19 protein-coding genes and 1 riboswitch are annotated in these 18,240 nt (G+C 69.1%); of the genes, 12 read left to right on the forward strand and 7 right to left on the reverse strand.

All coding sequences use genetic code 11. The features are described from left to right. Positions 1-44 precede the first annotated feature (44 nt). Positions 45-857 (reverse strand): bifunctional DNA-formamidopyrimidine glycosylase/DNA-(apurinic or apyrimidinic site) lyase, encoded by an 813-nt coding sequence (mutM, locus tag V2J18_RS00875; protein ID WP_336130619.1) that lies wholly within the window; start codon positions 855-857, stop codon positions 45-47. 81 nt (positions 858-938) lie between these two features. Here mutM and V2J18_RS00880 point away from each other — a divergent pair, with 81 nt between their 5' ends. The 9 genes from V2J18_RS00880 to V2J18_RS00920 all read left to right on the forward strand — a co-directional run bounded on the left by V2J18_RS00880 (position 939) and on the right by V2J18_RS00920 (position 8,656). Next, positions 939-1,790, forward strand: coding sequence for a CHAD domain-containing protein (locus V2J18_RS00880; protein WP_336130620.1), 852 nt, complete (start codon positions 939-941; stop codon positions 1,788-1,790). Positions 1,791-2,010: 220 nt separating this feature from the next. Continuing rightward, on the forward strand, positions 2,011-3,216 hold the full coding sequence (locus V2J18_RS00885) for a DesA family fatty acid desaturase (RefSeq protein ID WP_064745993.1): 1,206 nt from the start codon (positions 2,011-2,013) through the stop codon (positions 3,214-3,216). A gap of 407 nt (positions 3,217-3,623) precedes the next feature. Further along, entirely contained in the window at positions 3,624-3,797 is a 174-nt protein-coding gene (locus V2J18_RS00890; RefSeq protein ID WP_336130621.1) for a hypothetical protein, read from the forward strand. A gap of 59 nt (positions 3,798-3,856) precedes the next feature. Then, complete coding sequence (locus V2J18_RS00895; protein WP_186442483.1) at positions 3,857-4,027, forward strand: hypothetical protein; 171 nt, start codon at positions 3,857-3,859, stop codon at positions 4,025-4,027. Between the two features lie 138 nt (positions 4,028-4,165). Then, entirely contained in the window at positions 4,166-4,504 is a 339-nt protein-coding gene (locus V2J18_RS00900) for a CREC-EF hand family protein (RefSeq protein ID WP_336130622.1), read from the forward strand. A gap of 88 nt (positions 4,505-4,592) precedes the next feature. Beyond that, positions 4,593-5,411 (forward strand): kanamycin nucleotidyltransferase C-terminal domain-containing protein, encoded by an 819-nt coding sequence (locus V2J18_RS00905; protein ID WP_336130623.1) that lies wholly within the window; start codon positions 4,593-4,595, stop codon positions 5,409-5,411. 79 nt (positions 5,412-5,490) lie between these two features. Continuing rightward, positions 5,491-6,483, forward strand: coding sequence for a hypothetical protein (locus tag V2J18_RS00910; protein WP_336130624.1), 993 nt, complete (start codon positions 5,491-5,493; stop codon positions 6,481-6,483). Beyond that, entirely contained in the window at positions 6,480-7,292 is an 813-nt protein-coding gene (locus tag V2J18_RS00915; protein ID WP_336130625.1) for an ABC transporter ATP-binding protein, read from the forward strand. Before V2J18_RS00910 ends, V2J18_RS00915 begins: the two co-directional genes overlap by 4 nt. Positions 7,293-7,765: 473 nt before the next feature. Continuing rightward, positions 7,766-7,864, forward strand: a riboswitch (glycine riboswitch). Positions 7,865-8,050: 186 nt separating this feature from the next. Beyond that, positions 8,051-8,656 (forward strand): trimeric intracellular cation channel family protein, encoded by a 606-nt coding sequence (locus tag V2J18_RS00920; protein ID WP_336130626.1) that lies wholly within the window; start codon positions 8,051-8,053, stop codon positions 8,654-8,656. 5 nt (positions 8,657-8,661) lie between these two features. Here the strand turns inward: V2J18_RS00920 and V2J18_RS00925 are convergent, their stop codons facing one another. From V2J18_RS00925 to V2J18_RS00935, 3 genes are all read right to left on the reverse strand, one after another. Further along, on the reverse strand, positions 8,662-9,168 hold the full coding sequence (locus tag V2J18_RS00925) for a uracil-DNA glycosylase family protein (protein ID WP_336130627.1): 507 nt from the start codon (positions 9,166-9,168) through the stop codon (positions 8,662-8,664). A 301-nt stretch (positions 9,169-9,469) separates the two neighbouring features. Next, complete coding sequence (locus tag V2J18_RS00930; protein ID WP_064745999.1) at positions 9,470-11,137, reverse strand: MFS transporter; 1,668 nt, start codon at positions 11,135-11,137, stop codon at positions 9,470-9,472. Positions 11,138-11,242: 105 nt separating this feature from the next. Beyond that, complete coding sequence (locus V2J18_RS00935; RefSeq protein ID WP_336130628.1) at positions 11,243-12,646, reverse strand: DcaP family trimeric outer membrane transporter; 1,404 nt, start codon at positions 12,644-12,646, stop codon at positions 11,243-11,245. A gap of 319 nt (positions 12,647-12,965) precedes the next feature. Between V2J18_RS00935 and acs the strand changes: the two genes are divergently transcribed. Beyond that, positions 12,966-14,918, forward strand: coding sequence for an acetate--CoA ligase (gene acs / locus V2J18_RS00940; RefSeq protein WP_336130629.1), 1,953 nt, complete (start codon positions 12,966-12,968; stop codon positions 14,916-14,918). Between the two features lie 238 nt (positions 14,919-15,156). Here the strand turns inward: acs and V2J18_RS00945 are convergent, their stop codons facing one another. Continuing rightward, on the reverse strand, positions 15,157-15,396 hold the full coding sequence (locus tag V2J18_RS00945; protein WP_336130630.1) for an endonuclease domain-containing protein: 240 nt from the start codon (positions 15,394-15,396) through the stop codon (positions 15,157-15,159). Next, positions 15,396-15,542, reverse strand: a complete 147-nt coding sequence (locus V2J18_RS00950) for a DUF559 domain-containing protein (RefSeq protein WP_336130631.1) — start codon at positions 15,540-15,542, stop codon at positions 15,396-15,398. Before V2J18_RS00950 ends, V2J18_RS00945 begins: the two co-directional genes overlap by 1 nt. A gap of 116 nt (positions 15,543-15,658) precedes the next feature. Between V2J18_RS00950 and V2J18_RS00955 the strand changes: the two genes are divergently transcribed. Next, positions 15,659-16,327: a response regulator transcription factor gene (locus tag V2J18_RS00955; protein WP_064746004.1), complete on the forward strand. Its 669-nt coding sequence runs from the start codon at positions 15,659-15,661 to the stop codon at positions 16,325-16,327. A gap of 126 nt (positions 16,328-16,453) precedes the next feature. Next, complete coding sequence (locus V2J18_RS00960; protein ID WP_336130632.1) at positions 16,454-17,455, forward strand: 3-keto-disaccharide hydrolase; 1,002 nt, start codon at positions 16,454-16,456, stop codon at positions 17,453-17,455. 22 nt (positions 17,456-17,477) lie between these two features. On the opposite strand, the gene V2J18_RS00965 is transcribed toward V2J18_RS00960, so the two are convergent. Then, the gene (locus V2J18_RS00965; RefSeq protein WP_336130634.1) at positions 17,478-18,164 is read right to left on the reverse strand and encodes a hypothetical protein; all 687 of its coding nucleotides are present in this window, start codon (positions 18,162-18,164) and stop codon (positions 17,478-17,480) included. Positions 18,165-18,240 lie beyond the last annotated feature (76 nt).

Raw genomic sequence — 18,240 nt, forward strand, 5'->3', positions numbered from 1 at the left:
CATTCCCCCGTCACGGGCGATTCTGCCGATCCCCAATCCCGGCTTCACCGCTGACAATGCCCGCACCAGACCGTGGTGCGCTGGCCGATCGAGGCCTGCTTGAGCGGCCGGCCGCAGCGCGGGCAGGGCTCGCCGCCGCGGCCGTAGGCGGCCAGTTCCTGCTCGAAGTAGCCGGGTGCGCCGTCGGGGCTGATGAAGTCGCGCAGGGTGGTGCCGCCGCGCTGGATGGCATAGCCGAGGATGGTCTTGATCGAACCCGCCAGTTCGCCGTAACGCTCGCGCGAGACCTTGCCGGCGGCGCGCAGCGGCGAGACGCCGGCGGCGAACAGGGCCTCGGCGGCATAGATGTTGCCGACCCCGACCACCACCCGCTGATCCATCAGGAAGGTCTTGACCGGGGCGCGGCGGCCGCGACTGAGTTCGAACAGATAGTCGCCGTCGAACTCGTCCGACAGCGGTTCCGGCCCCAGGCCTTGCAGCAATTCGTGGGTTTCGCCCGGCGCCTGCCACAGCAGGCAGCCGAACCGGCGCGGGTCGTTGAAGCGCAGCACCCGGTCGTCGTCGAGCAACAGGTCGACATGGTCGTGGTCGCGCACCGGCGTATCCGCGGGCAAGACCCGCAGGCTGCCGGACATGCCCAGGTGCAGCAGCGCGCTGCCGGCCTGGGTATCGATCAGCAGGTACTTGGCGCGCCGGCGCACCGCGTCGATGCGCTGGCCGGGCAGCAAGGTTTCGATGTCGGCCGGGATCGGCCAGCGCAGGTCGGGCCGGCGCAGGATCGCGGTGACGACGTGGCGGCCTTCCAGGTGCGGGGCCAGGCCGCGCCGGGTGGTTTCTACTTCGGGCAATTCGGGCATGGCGCAAGCGTACTATCGGTACGGGCCGCGCGCCGTTCCGATGACGGTCGCGCGGAACGATCGCGCGAAAACGAGGGCGGCATGTCGAAAAAAACCGCACCGGCCGTCGACGCCGAAGCGCCGGCCGAAGCCGGGCGACCGCCGGGCCGGCGCCTGCGCGCCTACGCCTCGCGTGAGCTGGAGGCGGCTATCGAGGCGCTGGGCTGGCGCGGCAGCCGTCTGCATCTGGGCGTGCATCTGGCACGCAAAGGCCTGCGCCGGGTGCGCGCGACCCTGGCCCTGGGCGGCGCGGCGCTGGGGCCGGGCGCGGCCTGGGTCGACCGCGGCTTGCGCGACGCCAATCGCGACCTGTCGGCGCTGCGCGATGCGCAGGCGCTGGTGGAAACCTTCGACCGCCTGCTGCGCGTTGCGGGCGACGAGGCCCATCGCACCTTGTTGCGGCGGGGCCGCCGGCGCGCGGCGGCGGTGCGGGCGGCGGCGGCGCGGCAGGCGCGCGCCGAAGATCCCGACCTGAGCGCGCGCCGCGGCCTGCTGCGGGTGTTGCACGCGGCCTTGCGCGCTCTGCCCTGGGAGCCGTTGGCGGCGCCGCACTGGCGCGCGGCGGTCGCCGATAGCCTGCGGCGGGTCGAGCGCGCCCGCCAGCGCGCCCGCGCCAGCGGCGTCGACGAGGACTGGCACGAGTGGCGCCGGCGCGCGCGCCGGCTGTCGCAGCAACAGCGCGCGCTGCAGGCGGCCGGGCTGGGCGAGGATGCGCCATCGTTCGACAAGCGCCAGGCCGAACGCCTGGGCGAGGCGCAGGACCTGAACCTGCTGCTGGACCATTGCGGCAAGCGCTCGCCGTTCGCCAAGCCGGACCGGCTCGCGCTGCGCGCCTTCGCCCGCGACGAGTTGGCGCGCTCGCGCAGCGGCATCGACCCGCATGGCAGTAGCTGAATGCGGCGCTCGCCGCATCGCCGCCGGTGCCGACCACAAACCTGAACGCGGTGGCTGAATCTCAGCGGTTTTTGCCGCTGCCGCCGCACTTGCGCGTTGGAATGAACGACCCCATCACAGTGCCGAGCCGTACCGGCGCGAACGGGCGGCCCCGGGTGGCATCATCCGGTGCAGGATCGGCCTGTTGCGGCCGGTTTCGTTCGTGTTTTCCGGAGTCCGTATGCCCGCTTCCCTGATCGATTTCCTTGCCGGCGGCCTGGCCCAGGCCGGCCTCTGGGAACTCGTAGCGTATTTCCTGGTGGTGACCCAGCTCACCATCATGTCGGTGACGCTGTACCTGCACCGCTCGATGGCGCACCGCTCGGTCGACTTCCATCCCGCGTTGGCGCACCTGTTCCGTTTCTGGACCTGGCTGACCACCTCGATGATCACCAAGGAGTGGGCGGCGATCCATCGCAAGCACCACGCCAAGTGCGAGACCGAAGAAGATCCGCACAGCCCGCAGTTCAAGGGCATCGACACGGTCATGTGGCGCGGCGTCGAGCTCTACCGCGAAGCGCGCGGCGAGCGCGAGGACATCGAGAAGTACGGCAAGGGCTGCCCGGACGACTGGATCGAACGCAAGCTCTACACCCCGCACGCGACGATGGGCCCGGTGCTGTTGCTGCTGATCAGCTTCGTCCTGTTCGGTTTCGCCGGCGTGGCGATCTGGGCGCTGCAGATGCTGTGGATTCCGTTCTGGGCCGCGGGCGTGGTCAACGGTCTCGGCCACTGGTGGGGCTATCGCAACTTCGAGACCACCGACACCGCGACCAACCTGACCCCGTGGGGCTTCTGGATCGGCGGCGAAGAGCTGCACAACAACCACCATGCCTTCCCGAGTTCGGCCAAGTTCGCCCTGCGCAAGTGGGAGTTCGACATCGGCTGGACGGCGATCCGCGGCCTGCAGGCGCTGCGCCTGGCCAAGGTGCTGCGCGTCGCGCCGACCCTGGACGTGCGCCCCAACATCGCCATGCCCGACGGCGAAACCCTCAAGGCCCTGCTGGCGATCCGCTTCCAGGCCATGACCGATTACTACCGCAACGTCACCTTGCCGGCGCTGCGCGAAGAGGCCGGCCACGCCGGCGATCGCATGCGCGCGCTGCCGCGGCGCCTGCGCAAGGGCCTGGCCGACGGCGGCCGCTGGCTCGACGACGGCGCCCGCGCGCGCCTGCAGAGCTGGGTCGCCGAGCGGCCGCGCATGGCGACGCTGGCCGATTTCCGCCAGCGCCTGGCGCAGGTGCTCGACGACCGTTCGCACGACGCCCAGGCGACCCTGGCCAAGCTGCACGCCTGGTGCGTGGAAGCCGAGGCCAGCGGCATCCAGGCGCTGCAGGCCTTTTCCGCGCGGCTCAAGGGCTACGCTTTGGCGCCGGCCCGGGGCTGAGCCGCGCCCGCCCGGCCGCGATCGGCGGACACCGCGAACCCGCGCAGCGATGCGCGGGTTTTTTGTTGCCTGGCCTCAGCACGGCCGCGCATGCGCATGCCGGCGCGCGCCAGATCGGCATACCGCGACGGCGAGCCGGTTTCGCGGTCGCGCCGCGGTGTAGCGTCGCCGCGAATGGAATTCGTCGCGACGGCAACGCCGTCCGCCGCACAGGGGAAGTGCCGCCGTTCCGCCCCGGGACGGCTCGCGCCGGCCTTTGCGCGTCCGGCGCCGCACCCGCGTTGCGAATCCCCGGCGCCGATGCCTCGGCGCCGCGCCGTCGTCGGCCAGGGAAGGAACCGTACACGAACGCGCCGCGCGCCACGGACCGGCGGCCGCGCACCCACTGCGCACAGGAGAACGCACGCATGACGGCTGTTCGTAACTCGCGGTTGAAAAGGGTGCTGCTGGCGGCGCTGTTCGCCGCTTCGATCGGCTTCGGCGCGGCCCAGGCCGACGGCCCCTACGCGGAAGGCTGCTCGCCGCGCGCGGGCTGCCTGTTCGGCGGCGACCGGCACGGCTGCTGCGTCGACGACAGCTGAACCCGGCGTCAGCCGGCGCTTCCTTTGATTTCGCTTCCCACCGACCAAGGAGAGAGAGCATGAAACTGTTCAAGACCCGCCGCGCCAAGTCCGTGGCGCTGATGGCGCTGTTCGCCCTGTCGACCGGCTTCAGCTTCGCCCAGGCCGACAGCCGCCTCGCCGAGGGCTGCAATCCGTGGCCGGGCTGCGACTACGGCGGCGGCTATATCTTCTGCTGCGTGCCGGAATGACGGTCTGATGGATCGTCCCGACGCGACCGGCGAGGGGCCGGCCGCGTCGGGGCGGGTCCGCTCGCGACCGGCCGGGGCTTGCCTGGGCGGCGTCGAGCCGGCAGGCTTCGCGCCATCTCCCTCGCTACGCGTAGGCGCATGTCCCGGCGACTGCTCGCAATCGCGCTCTGCCTGCCCGCCCTGGCCTCGGCCCAGCTCGCTTCCACCGGCGACTACCTTTCGCGCATGGACGGCGACGGCGACGGCAAGATCTCCCTGCCCGAATACCAGGATTGGCTCAGCTACGCCTTCGACGCGATGGACGCCAACCGCGACGGCGTGCTCGATGCGTCCGAGCAGCCGGCACGCGCGCACGGCGCCGGCCCCAGCGTGACCCGCGAACAGCACCGGCGCACGCTCGCCGAACGCTTCGCCAAACAGGACCGCAATCGCGACGGCAGCCTCGACGCGCGCGAGCTCGCCGCGCCGCCGCAGTAGCCGCGCCGCGCATCGATTCTCCGCCGTGCATCGCAGTGCGCGGATTGCGTCATTGCCGATCGCGCGCAGCGGATGCTATCTAGGCGCGATGGACTACGCACTGCCTTGCGGCGAACTCGATACGCTGTTCGCCGGCCCCCAATCCGTCACGCCCGAACAACGCCGCGACCTGGTCGACGAGATCGTCGCCGCCCTGCGCCGTCGCCATGGCGAACGCCTGCTCGCGGTCGCGTTGTACGGATCGACCGCGCGCGACGGCGACGGCCCCTACTCCGACGTCGAACTGTGGGCGGTGCTCGACGACGAGGCCTACGGCGAGGACTACGACGAATCGCTGGAATGGGTGCACGGCCGCGGCAAGGCCGAGGTCAACCTGATGTCGCGCAGCGCGATCGAAGCCTATGCGCGCGAGGTCGACGAAGCCTGGCCGATCAGCCACGGCCAGTTCGTGCATGCGCGGGCGCTGTGGATCGCGCCCGACCATGGCGCCCTGGTCGAAAGCCTGCGTTCGCTCGCCGCGCACCCCGACGACGCCGCGGTGGATCGGGCCATGGCCGAGCTGGTGGTCGGCGAGCTGTACGAACTGGTCGGCAAGCTGCGCAACCGTCACGGCCGTCAGCCGCTGGCCCTGTTGGCCGGCCGCTTCGCCGAGCATCTGGCCTGCCTGGTCGGACTGGCCGAGCGCCACGTCTACGTTTCCGCCGGCAGCCTGTTCGACGAGGCCGTCGACCTGGGCGGCCCGGACGGCGCGGCGGAGCTGTTCGCCCAGGTGGTGCGCGGCGATTTCCGCGACGAGGCGGCCACCGTCGCCGCGCTCGAGCGCGCCTGGGCCGGGCTGGAGCGCTGGGCCGACGCGATCGGTCTGGAGCCTGCCCTGCGGCGCCGCTGCCAGGCCGGAGAGCGCTGAGGCGCGGGCACGGTTAGAGTCTGCAGGGCGCGCGGTCGCGACGGTTGCGCGCTGCCGATTGCGAGCGGAAACCGCACCCATGTCTGCCTGGTTGCATCCCTGGTTCGCCGAAGCCCGTTACAACCTCGCCCGCGGCGATGCCTGGTGGCGCGGTCGGGCGGTGCGTGCCGCCGCACTGGCCCTGGCGACGCCGTGGCTGTTGCGTCTGTGCGGCGAGCAGGGCTCCGCCCTGGCCGCGGCGGTGCCGCGGCTGATCATGCAGCTGCCGCTGCCGTTCGCCCTGATCGCGCTGACGCTGGGGCATGCCGCCGCGCGCGCGCGCTTGGTCGCCCTGGACGAACATATGCGCCTGGGCTGGTGGGCGGCGGCGCCGATCGAACCGCATCGCAGCACCTGGACCTTGACCGTGCTGGCCGCGCTCGGTGCGGTCGCGGCCGCGCTGCTGGCCGCGTTGGCGCTGCGCGCCTGCGGCGGCGACGGTGCGATCTGGCGCAGTGCGAGCCTGGTGCTCTCCGGCAGCGTGGCGGTCGGCGTCGCACTGGGTTTGCTGTCGGCCTTGCGCCATCGTCGGCACCCGGTGCGGCGTCTGCGCGAGGGCGCGCGCGAGCCGCTGTTCGGCCTGCGCTGGCTCGACGATGCGCGCCTGCCGCACATCAGCGACTGGCAGCGGCGCGAGGCCCTGCTGCGTTGGCGGCGCGGCGGCCGTGCCTGGATGATCGGCGCGGTATTGCTGGCGATGCCGGGCGGCACCGGCCTGGCGCCGGGCGCCGGGGTGCTGGCGATCGCGGTCGCGCTGGCCTGGTTCAGTCTGGTCGCGCAGGCCTGCACTGTGGCGGCGCGCGCGGCCGCGGCGTTGCTCGCCGCCACGCCGCAGCCGCCGCAGGCGCTGGCGCGCGCCGCGTGGCGCTATCCGGCGTTCGCCTTCGCCTGCGCGGCGGCCTGCGCCAGCGGCGGTGCGGCGCTGCTCTCGCTGGGTTGGACGGCGCTGCCCGCGTTGTGGGGGCTGCTCGCCCTGACGGCGCTGCCCTTGCTGCCGGGTTGGCGCCGGGGCCGCGTGGACGCGCGGCCATGAGCCCGTTCCGGAACCGATCCGCGGGCGACGATGCGCCGCCGCCCGATCGCGCCGAGGCGGCGATCGCGGGCGATGCGATGCTGCAAGTGGAGGGCGTGCAGCATCGCTACGACGAGCACGCGGTGCTGCACGGCATCGATCTGGTGCTGCGCCGCGGCGAGTTCGCCGCATTGATCGGCCCGAACGGCTCCGGCAAGACCACCTTGCTGCACTGTCTGGCGGGCCTGCAGCGACCGAGTGCAGGACGGGTGCGGATCGGCGGCCACGATCTGGCGCGCGCGCCGGCCGCGGCCCGCGGCCTGCTCGGCTTCGCGGTCGATCCGGCGCGCTTGCCGCCGCTGCTGAGCGGACGCGAATGCCTGCGCCTGTTCGCCGGCACGCGCGGCCTGCGCGAAGTGCCTGCGCCGACCCTGGCCTTGAGCGAGTTGCTCAACCTCGGGCCGATGCTGGACCGGCGGGTCGGCCACTACTCGCTCGGCACCCGGCAGAAGCTCGCGATCGCGCTCGGCCTGCTCGGCGAACCGCCGCTGCTGGTGCTGGACGAACCGCTCAACGGGCTGGACCCGCTCAGCGCCTACGCGCTCAAGCGGCATCTGCAGGACCTGGCCCACGGACGCGGCACCACGGTGCTGCTGGCCACGCACTCGATCGACGTCGCCGAACGCTTCATCGACCGCGCCCTGCTGCTGGTCGACGGTCGCCTGCGTCGCGATTGGACGGCCCAGGAACTGGTTGCGATCCGCGCCGACCCGCAGCGTTCGCTGGAGCAAGCGATGGTCGAAGCGCTGTCGGCCGCCGGCGAGGCTTGAAGCGCAACGGCGCCTGTAGGCGCGGGGGTAAGCTGCGACGCGGGCTGGCCGACTGCATCGTTACGGCGGGGTCGCGGCTTACCCCGCTCCTACCGGCGACGCCCCGGCGCAGCAAGGGCTATGCGCGGCATTCCACGGGATTTCCTCCGGTCACAAGCCGCGACCGCGCCGTGGCCGGTCGCGGTGTCGTCGTGGTGCGCGGTGGGGCCGGCGACGGCGTAGTTGTGGCCTCGCGGTCGCGGCTCGCGCCACTCCTGCCCTTTGAAGCGGACCCGCTCTTGTAGGAGCGGCGTAAGCCGCGACGCGCAGCGGCCGGTTGCGCCGCTGCGGGAAGAAAGCGGCCGGCTTCGTCCACCGGAGTGTTACCATGCCGGCCGTTGCAGAAGAGTGGCGCCGGCCTGCCGGCCGCGCCCGCCGAAGGCGCAGGCTCCCATAATCGCTCAGGCTCGGCCCCGGCCGGAACACTGCGACGACATCGCCGATCTGGAGAGAGGCCGCGCAGCGGCCCACCGAAGGGGCAAGCGGCCGCATGCGGTCCGCGCAAACTCTCAGGTAAAAGGACAGCGGGAGCGGCACCGCGGCTTCGGTCGCGAAGACAGCCCAGGCCTGCGCGGGGAGCATTCCGCGCAACCGCCTTCGTTCGTGCGCCCGACGCGCTCGCCGCCGCCCGCATCGGTGCGGCGCCGGCGCGCGCGGACGCGGAATCGCTGAGCTTCGCTGCCAACCGCGGTTTCCCTGTCCTTCGCCGGAGTACCGCCGTGTTGCTGTCCCTGATCTACCTCATCGCCATCAGCGCCGAAGCCATGACCGGCGCGCTCGCCGCCGGCAAGCGGCGCATGGACCTGTTCGGCGTGGTCATCATCGCCTGCGTCACCGCGCTCGGCGGCGGCTCGCTGCGCGACATCGTGCTCGGCCACTACCCGCTGGGCTGGGTGCGCCATCCCGAGTATCTGGCCTATACCGTCGGCGCGGCGCTGGCCGCGACCTTCCTGGCCAAGCGCCTGCAGCGCCTGCGCCGCGCCTTCCTGTGGCTGGATGCGCTGGGCCTGATCGCGTTCACCCTGATCGGCTGCGCGATCGCGCGCGAGGCCGGCCATGCGCCGGCGATCGTGGTGATCGCCGGCATGCTCACCGGCGCCTTCGGCGGCGTGCTGCGCGACGTGCTGTGCAACGAGATCCCGCTGGTGTTCCAGCGCGAACTGTATGCTGTGATCGCGCTGCTGACCGGCGTGGCCTATCTGCTGCTGTTGCGCCTGGGCGTGGCCGAGAATGCGACCGTGCTGATCTGCCTCGGCGGCGGATTCGCCGCGCGCCTGCTGGCGATCCGCTACGAATGGGAGATGCCGAAGTTCGTCCTCCCCTGAGCGGATCAGCGACCTTGCGCCAAGACCTCGGCGATGCGCTTGCGCAGCGCCGGCAGCAGCTCGCGTTCGAACCAGGGATGGCGCTTGAGCCAGGCCCGGTTGCGCGGGCTCGGATGCGGCAGGGCGACGATCCGCGGCCAATGCGCGCGCCAGGCCGCGACCGCTTCGGTCAACGTGGCCCCGGCTTCGGGCAGATGCCAGGCCTGGGCGTAGCGCCCGATCGCCAGGGTCAGGCGCACCTCGCGCAGCTGCGGCAGCAGGCGCGGATGCCAGGTCGCGGCGCATTCCGGCCGCGGCGGCAAGTCGCCCGACGCGCCCTTGCCGGGGTAGCAGAACCCCATCGGCACGATCGCCACGCGTGCGGCGTCGTAGAACGCGTCCCGGTCCAACCCCAGCCAATCGCGCAGGCGCTCGCCGCTGGCGTCGTCGAACGGAATCCCCGAGGCATGCACCTTGCGCCCGGGCGCTTGCCCGGCGATCAGCAACCGCGCCCGCGCATCCGCTTGCAGCACCGGCCGCGGCCCATGCGGCAAGTGCGGGGCGCAGAGAGTGCAGCGGCGGATTTGTTCGAGATCGGGATTCGCGATTGGGGATTCGGGATTCGGGATTTGGGATTTGGGATTAGGGATTAGGGATTAGAAAAAGCGAAGACTGCTCTAGCTCTCGCTTTGATCCTATCCCAAATCCCAAATCCCAAATCCCAAATCCCAAATCCCGAATCCCGAATCCCGAATCCCGAATCCCGAATCCCGCCGCAAAGCGAAACGCCGGCCACAGGCCGGCGTTTCGCTTTGCGGAACCCGCGCCGCGGGCTCAGGCGGTGATGTCGCGGTCCTTGGTTTCCGGCAGGAACAGCGCGCCGATCACCACGGTCATGGCCGCGACCACGATCGGGTACCACAGGCCGCTGTAGATATTGCCGGTGGCGGCGACGATGGCGAAGGCGGTGAACGGCAGGAAGCCGCCGAACCACCCGTTGCCGATGTGGTAGGGCAACGACATCGAGGTGTAGCGGATGCGGGTCGGGAACAGTTCGACCAGCCAGGCCGCGATCGGGCCGTAGACCATGGTCACCAGCAGCACCAGGAAGGTCAGCAGCGCGATCACCATCGGCGTGTTGATCTGCGCCGGATCGGCCGAGGTCGGGTAGCCGGCGGTCTTGAGCGCGTCGCCGAGCTGCTTGGCGAACGCGTCGGACTGCGCCTTGAAGTCGTCCTTGCTCAGCGATTCGCCTTCGAAGCTGGTCAGGACGGTGCCGCCGATGCTGACCGTGGCGATGCTGCCGGCGGCGCCGGGCGCGTTGTTGTAGGGGATGCCCTTCTTCGCCAGCGCCGACTTGATGATGTCGCAAGACTGCTTGAAGGTCGCCTTGCCGACCGGGTCGAACTGGAACGCGCAGCGGTCCGGATCGGCGGTGACGGTGACCGGCGAGGCGGCGACCGCGGCTTCCAGGGCCGGGTTGACGTTATGGGTCAGCGACTTGAACACCGGGAAATAGGTCAGCACCGCGATCAGGCAGCCGGCCAGCACGATCTTCTTGCGGCCGATCTTGTCCGACAGCCAGCCGAAGAAGATGAAGCCGCCGGTGGCCAGGGCCAGGGCGACGGCGATGTAGATGTCGGCCTTGTTCGGGTCCATGCCCAGGGTCTTGGTCAGGAAGAACAGCGAATAGAACTGTCCGCCGTACCACACCACCGCCTGGCCGGCGGTGGCGCCCAGCAGCGCCAGCAGGGCGATCTTGCCGTTCTTGGAGAAGAAGCTCTCGGTGATCGGCGCCTTGGAGGTCTTGCCCTCGGCCTTCATCTGCTGGAATAGCGGCGATTCGGCCAGTTGCATGCGAATCCACACCGACACGCCGAGCAGCAGCACCGAGAACAGGAACGGGATGCGCCAGCCCCAGGCTTCGAAGCTTTCCTTGCCCAGGTAATTGCGGCAGCCCCAGATCACCAGCAGCGACAGGAACAAGCCCAGGGTCGCGGTGGTCTGGATGAAGCTGGTGTACAGGCCGCGCTTGCCGTCGGGCGCGTGCTCGGCGACATAGGTCGCCGCGCCGCCGTATTCCCCGCCCAGGGCCAGGCCCTGCAACAGTCGCAGGGTGATCAGGATGATCGGCGCGGCGATGCCGAGGGTGGCGTAGCTGGGCAGGATGCCGACCACGAACGTCGCCAGGCCCATGATCACGATGGTGACCAGGAAGGTGTACTTGCGCCCGATCATGTCGCCGAGCCGGCCGAACACCAGCGCGCCGAACGGCCGCACCGCGAAGCCGGCGGCGAAGGCCAGCAGGGCGAAGATGAACTGGCTGGTGTCGTTCAGACCGCCGAAGAACTGCTTGCCGATGATCACGGCGAGCGAGCCGTACAGGTAGAAGTCGTACCACTCGAACACGGTGCCCAGGCTGGAGGCGAAGATGACCTTGCGGTGGTCCTTGGTCAACGGCGTCGCGCGGGACTGCGAAAGGCTGGCGGTGGTGCTGGACATGAGCTGTTCCCCCGAACAGTGGGATTGGAGCGGGCTAGGGCCCGCCGGGGCGATACCGGACGCGTCGCCGGCGGTCGCGGCGGACGGCCGCGACCGCTGCGATCGTCAGAAGCTGTACTTGACGTGGGTCTGCAGGCGGTTGATCTCGCCGCGGTCGCCGGTTTCGATCTCGCGCTGGCCCCAGATGTATTCGGCGCCCACGTCGAGCTTGGGAATCGGCGTGTAGATCAGATTGATGTGCGCGGACTGCGCCGACTTGGTGATGCCGCGTCCGGTCAGGGCGGTGTCGTTGTCGTACTCGGCGCGCGAGTAGAACAGATTGCCGCGCAGCTTCGGGCTGAACACGTGGCGCCAGCCGACGAAGCCCGAGATCAGGTCGATGTTCTCCAGATCGCCGTTGGCGTCGAGCACCGCATCGTTGTTGAGCGCCAGGCCGACGTAACGGCCGATGCCGCTGCCGGCGGTGACCATGTAGCGCAGGTCGTCGTTGGCGCCGACGTTCCACTTGCCCGACAGGCTGATGCCGTAGCCGGTGTTGGTGTCGTTGATCCGCCCGGACTGGTACTTGAGCTGGCGCGCCAGGGCGCCGACGCTGAAGTGGCCCCAGTCGCCCTTGGCGGTGTAGCGTGCGGTCACGTCCGGCACCGCACCGTCGTCGCCGGCGACCTGGGCCATGTTGCCGCGATAGGGGGTGTAGACCGTCTCCGGATTCTCGATCGAGAACGACCACGGCCCGCTGGTGTAGCGCAACTGCGCCTGGCGCACGAACACCGTGCCCTCGGTGGGACCGAGGAAGTCGACCGTGTCCGGCAGCGCCGCGGTGTCCTGGAAGTTCGACCAGGCCTGGCCGGCGAGCCACTTGTTCCAGGTCACATAGGCCTGGCGCAGGGTCAGCGCATAGGTGTTGGTGGCGACTTCGTTGCCGGTGAAGGCGGTGCTGCCGCCGCCGTAGAGATCGAACTCCAGATAGCCCTTGAGCTTGTCGCCGCTTTCCAGGTCGGTGTCGGCGGCGAACCAGAAGCGCGAGAAGTTGGCGCCCATGTCGGTGTCGCTGCCGCCTTCGCGGGTGGCCGCGCCGCCGACCGGAATCGCCTTGGGGACGTAGAACAGGCGTCCGACCGAGCCGTCGGCGATGTCACCGTCGTTGGTCGAGGTGACCGAGGCGTCGAGCTTGATGAAACCGCCGTAGCTGAAGCGCGTGCCCGGGTTGGCGGAGGGACTGATGGTGGTCGCCTGGATCGGGTTCTTGACCGGCGCCGCCGCGATCGCGGCCGGCGCGGCGGCCTGCGCCGCCTTGACCTCGGTGACCTGGGTCTGCACCTGCTGCTGTTGCGACACCAGTTGCTGGACCATGCGCTCCAGTTCGGCGACCCGCGCTTCCAGCTCCTTCTCCTTCGCGGTCTGGGCGAAGGCCAGACCCGGCAACGCAAGCGCGACCAGCAGCGCCGCGGCCAGGGGCCGTGGCCGCGCCGGCGCGCGGCGTAGTGTGATCTGGGTAGACGTACCCATGGACATCGTGACTCCCTCCCGAAGAATGCATTGCCGCCTGTGCCGACGGTCGCGGCCAGCCTGCGCGCGGCTCCGGCGAGCCAACCATTCGCCTTTGGTCGTAACACGACGCAGTCAGCAAAGCTTTTACGACCAAGGTCTAAACCGGGTTCGCAGCGGCGAGCGCGCTGAATGCGGCAAACTGGCGGCCCTCGCGCGCACGCGCGAAGGGGGCCGCGACGAGCGCCGCGGCCACCCGACCGGCGGGGCAAGACCAGAACCGCGCCGGGTCGGCTATAACGCTCGTCTGCGTCGTTACCGCCAGCCTTTCGGAGCCCCCATGAACCACCCCGCCAGCGTCTACCCGATCGATGCCGACTTCGCCGCGAAGGCGCGCTACCGCAGCGACGAGTACGAGCGCCTGTACGCCGAATCGGTGAACGACCCCGATGGCTTCTGGGGCCGCGTCGCCCAACGCCTGGATTGGTTCAAGGCGCCGACCAAGATCAAGAACGTCAGCTACGGCCTCGAGGATTTCCGCATCAAGTGGTACGAGGACGGCGAGCTCAACGCCAGCGTCAACTGCCTGGACCGGCATCTGGCGCAACGCGGCGACAAGACCGCGTTGCTGTTCGAGCACGACGACCCCAAGCTGCCGGCCGAGCGGATCAGCTACCGCGAACTGCATGCGCGGGTTTGCCGCCTGGCCAACGCCCTGCGCAACCTCGGCGTCGGCAAGGGCGACCGCGTCACCATCTACCTGCCGATGATTCCCGAAGCGGTGGTGGCGATGCTGGCCTGCGCCCGGGTCGGCGCGATCCACTCGGTGGTGTTCGGCGGCTTCGCCCCGAATTCGATCGCCGACCGCATCGCCGACTGCGCCAGCAAGCTGGTCATCACCTCCGACGAAGGCCTGCGCGGCGGCAAGAAGATCCCGCTCAAGGCCAACGTCGACGCGGCGCTGAAGCTGCCCGGCACCAACTCGGTCGAGACCGTGCTGGTGGTGCGCCATACCGGCGCCGCGGTCGATATGCAGATGCCGCGCGACCGCTGGTACGACGCGGTCGTGGAAGGCCAGCCCGACACCTGCGAACCGGAGCGCATGAACGCGGAAGATCCGCTGTTCATCCTCTACACCTCCGGCAGCACCGGCAAGCCCAAGGGCGTGCTGCACACCACCGGCGGCTACCTGACCTACGCCAGCTTCACCCATGAGGCGGTGTTCGACCTGCGCGAAGACGACGTCTACTGGTGCACCGCCGACGTCGGCTGGGTCACCGGCCACAGCTATATCGTCTACGGCCCGCTCGCCAACGGCGCCACCGCGCTGGTGTTCGAAGGCGTGCCGAACTATCCGGACGTGTCGCGGTTCTGGAACGTCATCGACAAGCACCAGGTGACGATTTTCTACACCGCGCCGACCGCGATCCGCGCGCTGATGCGCGACGGCGACGAGCCGGTCAAGAAGACCTCGCGCGCCTCGTTGCGCCTGCTCGGCACCGTCGGCGAGCCGATCAATCCCGAAGCCTGGCGCTGGTACTTCGACGTGGTCGGCGATGCGCGCTGCCCGATCGTCGACACCTGGTGGCAGACCGAGACCGGCGGCATCCTCATCACCCCCCTGGCCGGCGCGATCGATCTCAAGCCGGGCTCGGCGACCAAGCCCTTCTTCGGCGTGCAGCCGGCCCTGGTCGACGCCAACGGCGGCGTGCTGGAAGGCGAGGCCGAAGGCAATCTGGTGCTGAAGGATTCCTGGCCGGGCCAGATGCGCACCGTGTACGGCGACCATGCGCGCTTCATCGAGACTTATTTCAAGACTTACCCGGGCAGTTACTTCACCGGCGACGGTTGCCGCCGCGATGCCGACGGCTACTACTGGATCACCGGCCGCGTCGACGACGTCATCAACGTCAGCGGCCACCGCATCGGCACCGCCGAGGTCGAGAGCGCGCTGGTCTCGCATCCCAAGGTCGCCGAGGCGGCGGTGGTCGGTTTCCCGCACGACCTCAAGGGCCAGGGGATCTACGCCTATGTGACCCTGATCGCGGGCGAAGCCTCCAGCGAGGACCTGCGCAAGGAACTGGTGGCCTGGGTGCGCAAGGAAATCGGCCCGATCGCCACCCCGGACCACTTGCAGTGGGCGCCGGGACTGCCGAAGACGCGCTCGGGCAAGATCATGCGCCGCATCCTGCGCAAGATCGCCGAAAACGCACCGGACCAGTTGGGCGACACCAGCACGCTGGCCGATCCGTCGGTGGTCGAGAACTTGGTCAGCGAGCGGTTAGGGCGGTGAGGTAGGGCTCTCGCTAGGGCAACAGCAAATCCCCTTTTTTCAAAGGGGGAGCCGGCAGGTCGGGGCGATGGGAACTCGTCGTGCGCACGCGGTTCATCGAAACACATGCGTATCGCCGCCGTAACCTCCATGGTCGATGCCATTCGCCATTGTCATTGCTGTTGAAGCTGCTGATGCAGCTGCTGATGCAGTTCCCCCCCCTTTGAAAAATGGGGGGAGGGGGATTTGCTCCTGGCTGTCAGCCCTGTGCTTTTGCTCCTTCCAGCAACCGCCGCTCCACCGCCCGATGGATCTCCTCCATCACCGCCGCCGTCTCCTTGAGCACTTGTAGATTGTCGAACCGGATCACCCTCAGCCTCAGCGCCCCCAGATCGGCCGTGCGTCGCGCGTCGGCCGCCACACCCACCTCGGTCGCGTGCTGCGAACCATCGACCTCGATGACCAACCCCGCCGCAGGCGCGTAAAAAATCCACCACATCAGGCCAGCAACGGTTTCTGCCGATGCACCCGCACGCCGAGCACCTGCCAGCGCCGCAGCAGCCGCCACGGCCGCTGTTCGGCCGCGCTGAGATCCCCGCGCAAGCGCCGGGCCGGGGTTCTCAGACGGCGTTCATACGGTTGCACACCTGCATTTCACCCGACTTCACCCATCGTCCAATAGCGGGCGAGCCCCCGACAGGACGTAAGATTCCCCCATGCACGTCGTCCGCAGCGCCGCACCCCAGCCCAGGCCCTCCCTCATGCCGACCCTGCTGATCGCCGACGACCATCCGCTGTTCCGCGAAGCCCTGCGCGGCGCGGTCGCCCGCGTCCTGCCCGACGCGGCCCTGCGCGAGGCCGACAACGTCGACGCGCTGTATGCCCTGGTCGAAGCCGAATCCGACGCCGACTTGTTGCTGCTGGACCTGAACATGCCCGGCGCGCAGGGCTTCAGCGCCCTGGTGCATTTGCGCGCGCTGCACCCGCAGTTGCCGATCGTGGTGGTATCGGCGCGCGAGGAGCCGGCGACCATGCGCCGCGCGCTCGATCACGGCGCGGTCGGCTTCATCCCGAAATCGGTCGACGCCGCCACCTTGGGCGAAGCCCTCACCACCGTGCTCGACGGCGACCGCTGGGCACCGGCGGCGGCCATCGCCGCGCCGGCCGCCAACGCCGAAGAGCACGATGCCGCGCATCGCTTGCGCGACCTCACCCCGCAGCAGTTCCGCGTACTGCAGATGCTCGGCGCCGGCCTGCTCAACAAGCAGATCGGCTACGAGCTGGGCGTGTCCGAGGCCACGGTCAAGGCCCATGTCACCGCGATCCTGCGCAAACTCGGCGCCAACAACCGCACCCAGGCCGTGCTGATCGCCGGCCGCCTCGCCCTGGACCCGGGCGCGATCGTGCCGCCGCCGGAAGAGGCTGAATAGGCCGGCGCGCCGTCAGCCCGCGACAACGCAAACGGAAGTGGACGCCGGCGCTTGAGGTCCTTGCGGTCGATTCGTCGCTATCCGTCGCAACGCGAAATGGCCAGGCATCCATGGATAATCGTGCGGATGTCCGGCGCCGATCTCAAGACGAAGAACGCGTCTTGCCAGGCGGGATTCAGTTCTGGAGTGAACGATTCAGCCGCGCCTCGGCTTTGCGGAGCGCATGTTCATGCCGGGGCGGCAGCCATGGCCTGCCGCCTGGCGCTTCACAAGAAGGACTGCGGCCGATATTCGCGCCGCAACCCCGCGGACACGGACCGCGGGTCGGAGGTGGACTTGCTGCCCCACGCCAACCCGGAGAGGATGCCGCATCCGCCATCCGCCATCCGCCATCCGGCTTTGCGTTCCCGTCGAGGCCCCATGCAGCGCTTGCTCCTTGCCGCAACGATGCTCTTCCTGTGCCCCACTGCCGCAGTCGTTGCAGGCGAGGTGTCGCGCACGGGCAGCGCCGAATCGCGAGACGTCGGCTTCGAGGGGCTGTTCGACGGACGCAGCCTGCAGGGCTGGCACAACCACGGGCGTCGCGGCGAGCCGGTGCGCGGTTGGGCGGTGGTCGACGGTGCGCTGGTGCGTAGTGGCGACGGCGGCGATCTGGTCAGCGACCGCGACTACGCCGATTTCGAACTGCTTATCGAGTGGAAGATCGCGCCGGGCGGCAACAGCGGCATCTTCTACCGCGCCAGCGAGAATGCGCAGCCGATCTACCGCAGCGCGCCGGAGTACCAAGTGCTCGACGATCTGCGTCATCCCGATGCCGCCAACGGACCCGACCGTCTGGCCGGCGCCTTGTACGGCCTGTATGCGCCGAGCCGGAAAGCCGCCCGCCCGGCGGGCGAGTGGAACCGCAGCCGCATCCTCGTACGCGGCGACGCGGTCGAGCACTGGTTGAACGGCGTCAGGCTGGCGGACTTCCGGATCGGCTCGCCCGACTGGAACGCGCGCTTGGCGCACAGCAAATTCAAGGATTGGCCGGAGTTCGCCGCCGCGCGCCGCGGCGCGATCGGCCTGCAGGATCACGGCGACGAAGTGGCTTATCGCAATATCCGGATACGCAATCTCGAGCCGTGATCACGAGGCAATCTCTGGCCGTTCATCGGACGGCTTGATTGAAGTTTCGGACAACCTTGTATTTTATCGCGCGGTTGGTTGCTTCAACGATTTCAATTTCGGCGCCTTTGTAGCCGATCGTCATGGACTCCCCTAAGTCGTACTCGACATCGTTGTTGAACGACGGGCGAGCTATGTTGTTAGAAAACTCTCTATACGAAATGTTGATTTTGTTGCCTATGCGGCCGCTGTAAAGCAGGGTCTGCTGGAAGCCGTCTTGGGTAAGGGCGGGGCGCTTCACTCTGGTGAAAGGCGCGTTCTTGCTGCAAACCTTGGCTCCGAAAACGGATACCCCGCATAGTGTGGGCGAAGACTTGGACACAAGTAGTGTTCTGTAGGGGTCTGCGAGCAGCGACTTGTCTACTTTTCCGCCCTCTGGACTTGGCTCGGGGCGATAGAACTCGTTCTTGCCATCCTCACCTTCTCTCACGTAATAGCCTCTGGAAAAGGTATAGGCGCCGAGCACTCCGACTTTAACTGTGTCGTGCAGGAGGATGGCGTCGCTTTCCACATATTTTCCCTGCTGAAGCATCGTTCCGCCCACTTCGGCGGTCACCACTTGCCCCAGCGGCGGTTCGCTGATCTCAACCGCAACGGGTCGGTAGTTGGTGTTGGTCGTAGCGCAGCCGGAAATGAAGAGCGGCGCTAGGGCGAGGATTGCGCGTTTCATCGATGAGCGCTCCGAATGCCAGCCATTGATGGATTGAGCCTGCGCTAGGCTTCAACACGCGCAACGTGATTTCCGC

Origin of the sequence: Lysobacter firmicutimachus, assembly GCF_037027445.1 — a bacterium.
Lineage (GTDB): Bacteria > Pseudomonadota > Gammaproteobacteria > Xanthomonadales > Xanthomonadaceae > Lysobacter > Lysobacter firmicutimachus.

Excerpts from the sequence above, each read along its gene's own strand:
- mutM (WP_336130619.1), bottom strand. The coding sequence starts at position 857 with ATGCCCGAATTGCCCGAAGTAGAAACCACCCGGCGCGGCCTGGCCCCG.
- V2J18_RS00880 (WP_336130620.1), top strand. The coding sequence starts at position 939 with ATGTCGAAAAAAACCGCACCGGCCGTCGACGCCGAAGCGCCGGCCGAA.
- V2J18_RS00885 (WP_064745993.1), top strand. The coding sequence starts at position 2,011 with ATGCCCGCTTCCCTGATCGATTTCCTTGCCGGCGGCCTGGCCCAGGCC.
- V2J18_RS00890 (WP_336130621.1), top strand. The coding sequence starts at position 3,624 with ATGACGGCTGTTCGTAACTCGCGGTTGAAAAGGGTGCTGCTGGCGGCG.
- V2J18_RS00895 (WP_186442483.1), top strand. The coding sequence starts at position 3,857 with ATGAAACTGTTCAAGACCCGCCGCGCCAAGTCCGTGGCGCTGATGGCG.
- V2J18_RS00900 (WP_336130622.1), top strand. The coding sequence starts at position 4,166 with ATGTCCCGGCGACTGCTCGCAATCGCGCTCTGCCTGCCCGCCCTGGCC.
- V2J18_RS00905 (WP_336130623.1), top strand. The coding sequence starts at position 4,593 with ATGGACTACGCACTGCCTTGCGGCGAACTCGATACGCTGTTCGCCGGC.
- V2J18_RS00910 (WP_336130624.1), top strand. The coding sequence starts at position 5,491 with ATGTCTGCCTGGTTGCATCCCTGGTTCGCCGAAGCCCGTTACAACCTC.
- V2J18_RS00915 (WP_336130625.1), top strand. The coding sequence starts at position 6,480 with ATGAGCCCGTTCCGGAACCGATCCGCGGGCGACGATGCGCCGCCGCCC.
- V2J18_RS00930 (WP_064745999.1), bottom strand. The coding sequence starts at position 11,137 with ATGTCCAGCACCACCGCCAGCCTTTCGCAGTCCCGCGCGACGCCGTTG.
- V2J18_RS00935 (WP_336130628.1), bottom strand. The coding sequence starts at position 12,646 with ATGGGTACGTCTACCCAGATCACACTACGCCGCGCGCCGGCGCGGCCA.
- acs (WP_336130629.1), top strand. The coding sequence starts at position 12,966 with ATGAACCACCCCGCCAGCGTCTACCCGATCGATGCCGACTTCGCCGCG.
- V2J18_RS00945 (WP_336130630.1), bottom strand. The coding sequence starts at position 15,396 with ATGTGGTGGATTTTTTACGCGCCTGCGGCGGGGTTGGTCATCGAGGTC.
- V2J18_RS00955 (WP_064746004.1), top strand. The coding sequence starts at position 15,659 with ATGCCGACCCTGCTGATCGCCGACGACCATCCGCTGTTCCGCGAAGCC.
- V2J18_RS00960 (WP_336130632.1), top strand. The coding sequence starts at position 16,454 with ATGTCCGGCGCCGATCTCAAGACGAAGAACGCGTCTTGCCAGGCGGGA.
- V2J18_RS00965 (WP_336130634.1), bottom strand. The coding sequence starts at position 18,164 with ATGAAACGCGCAATCCTCGCCCTAGCGCCGCTCTTCATTTCCGGCTGC.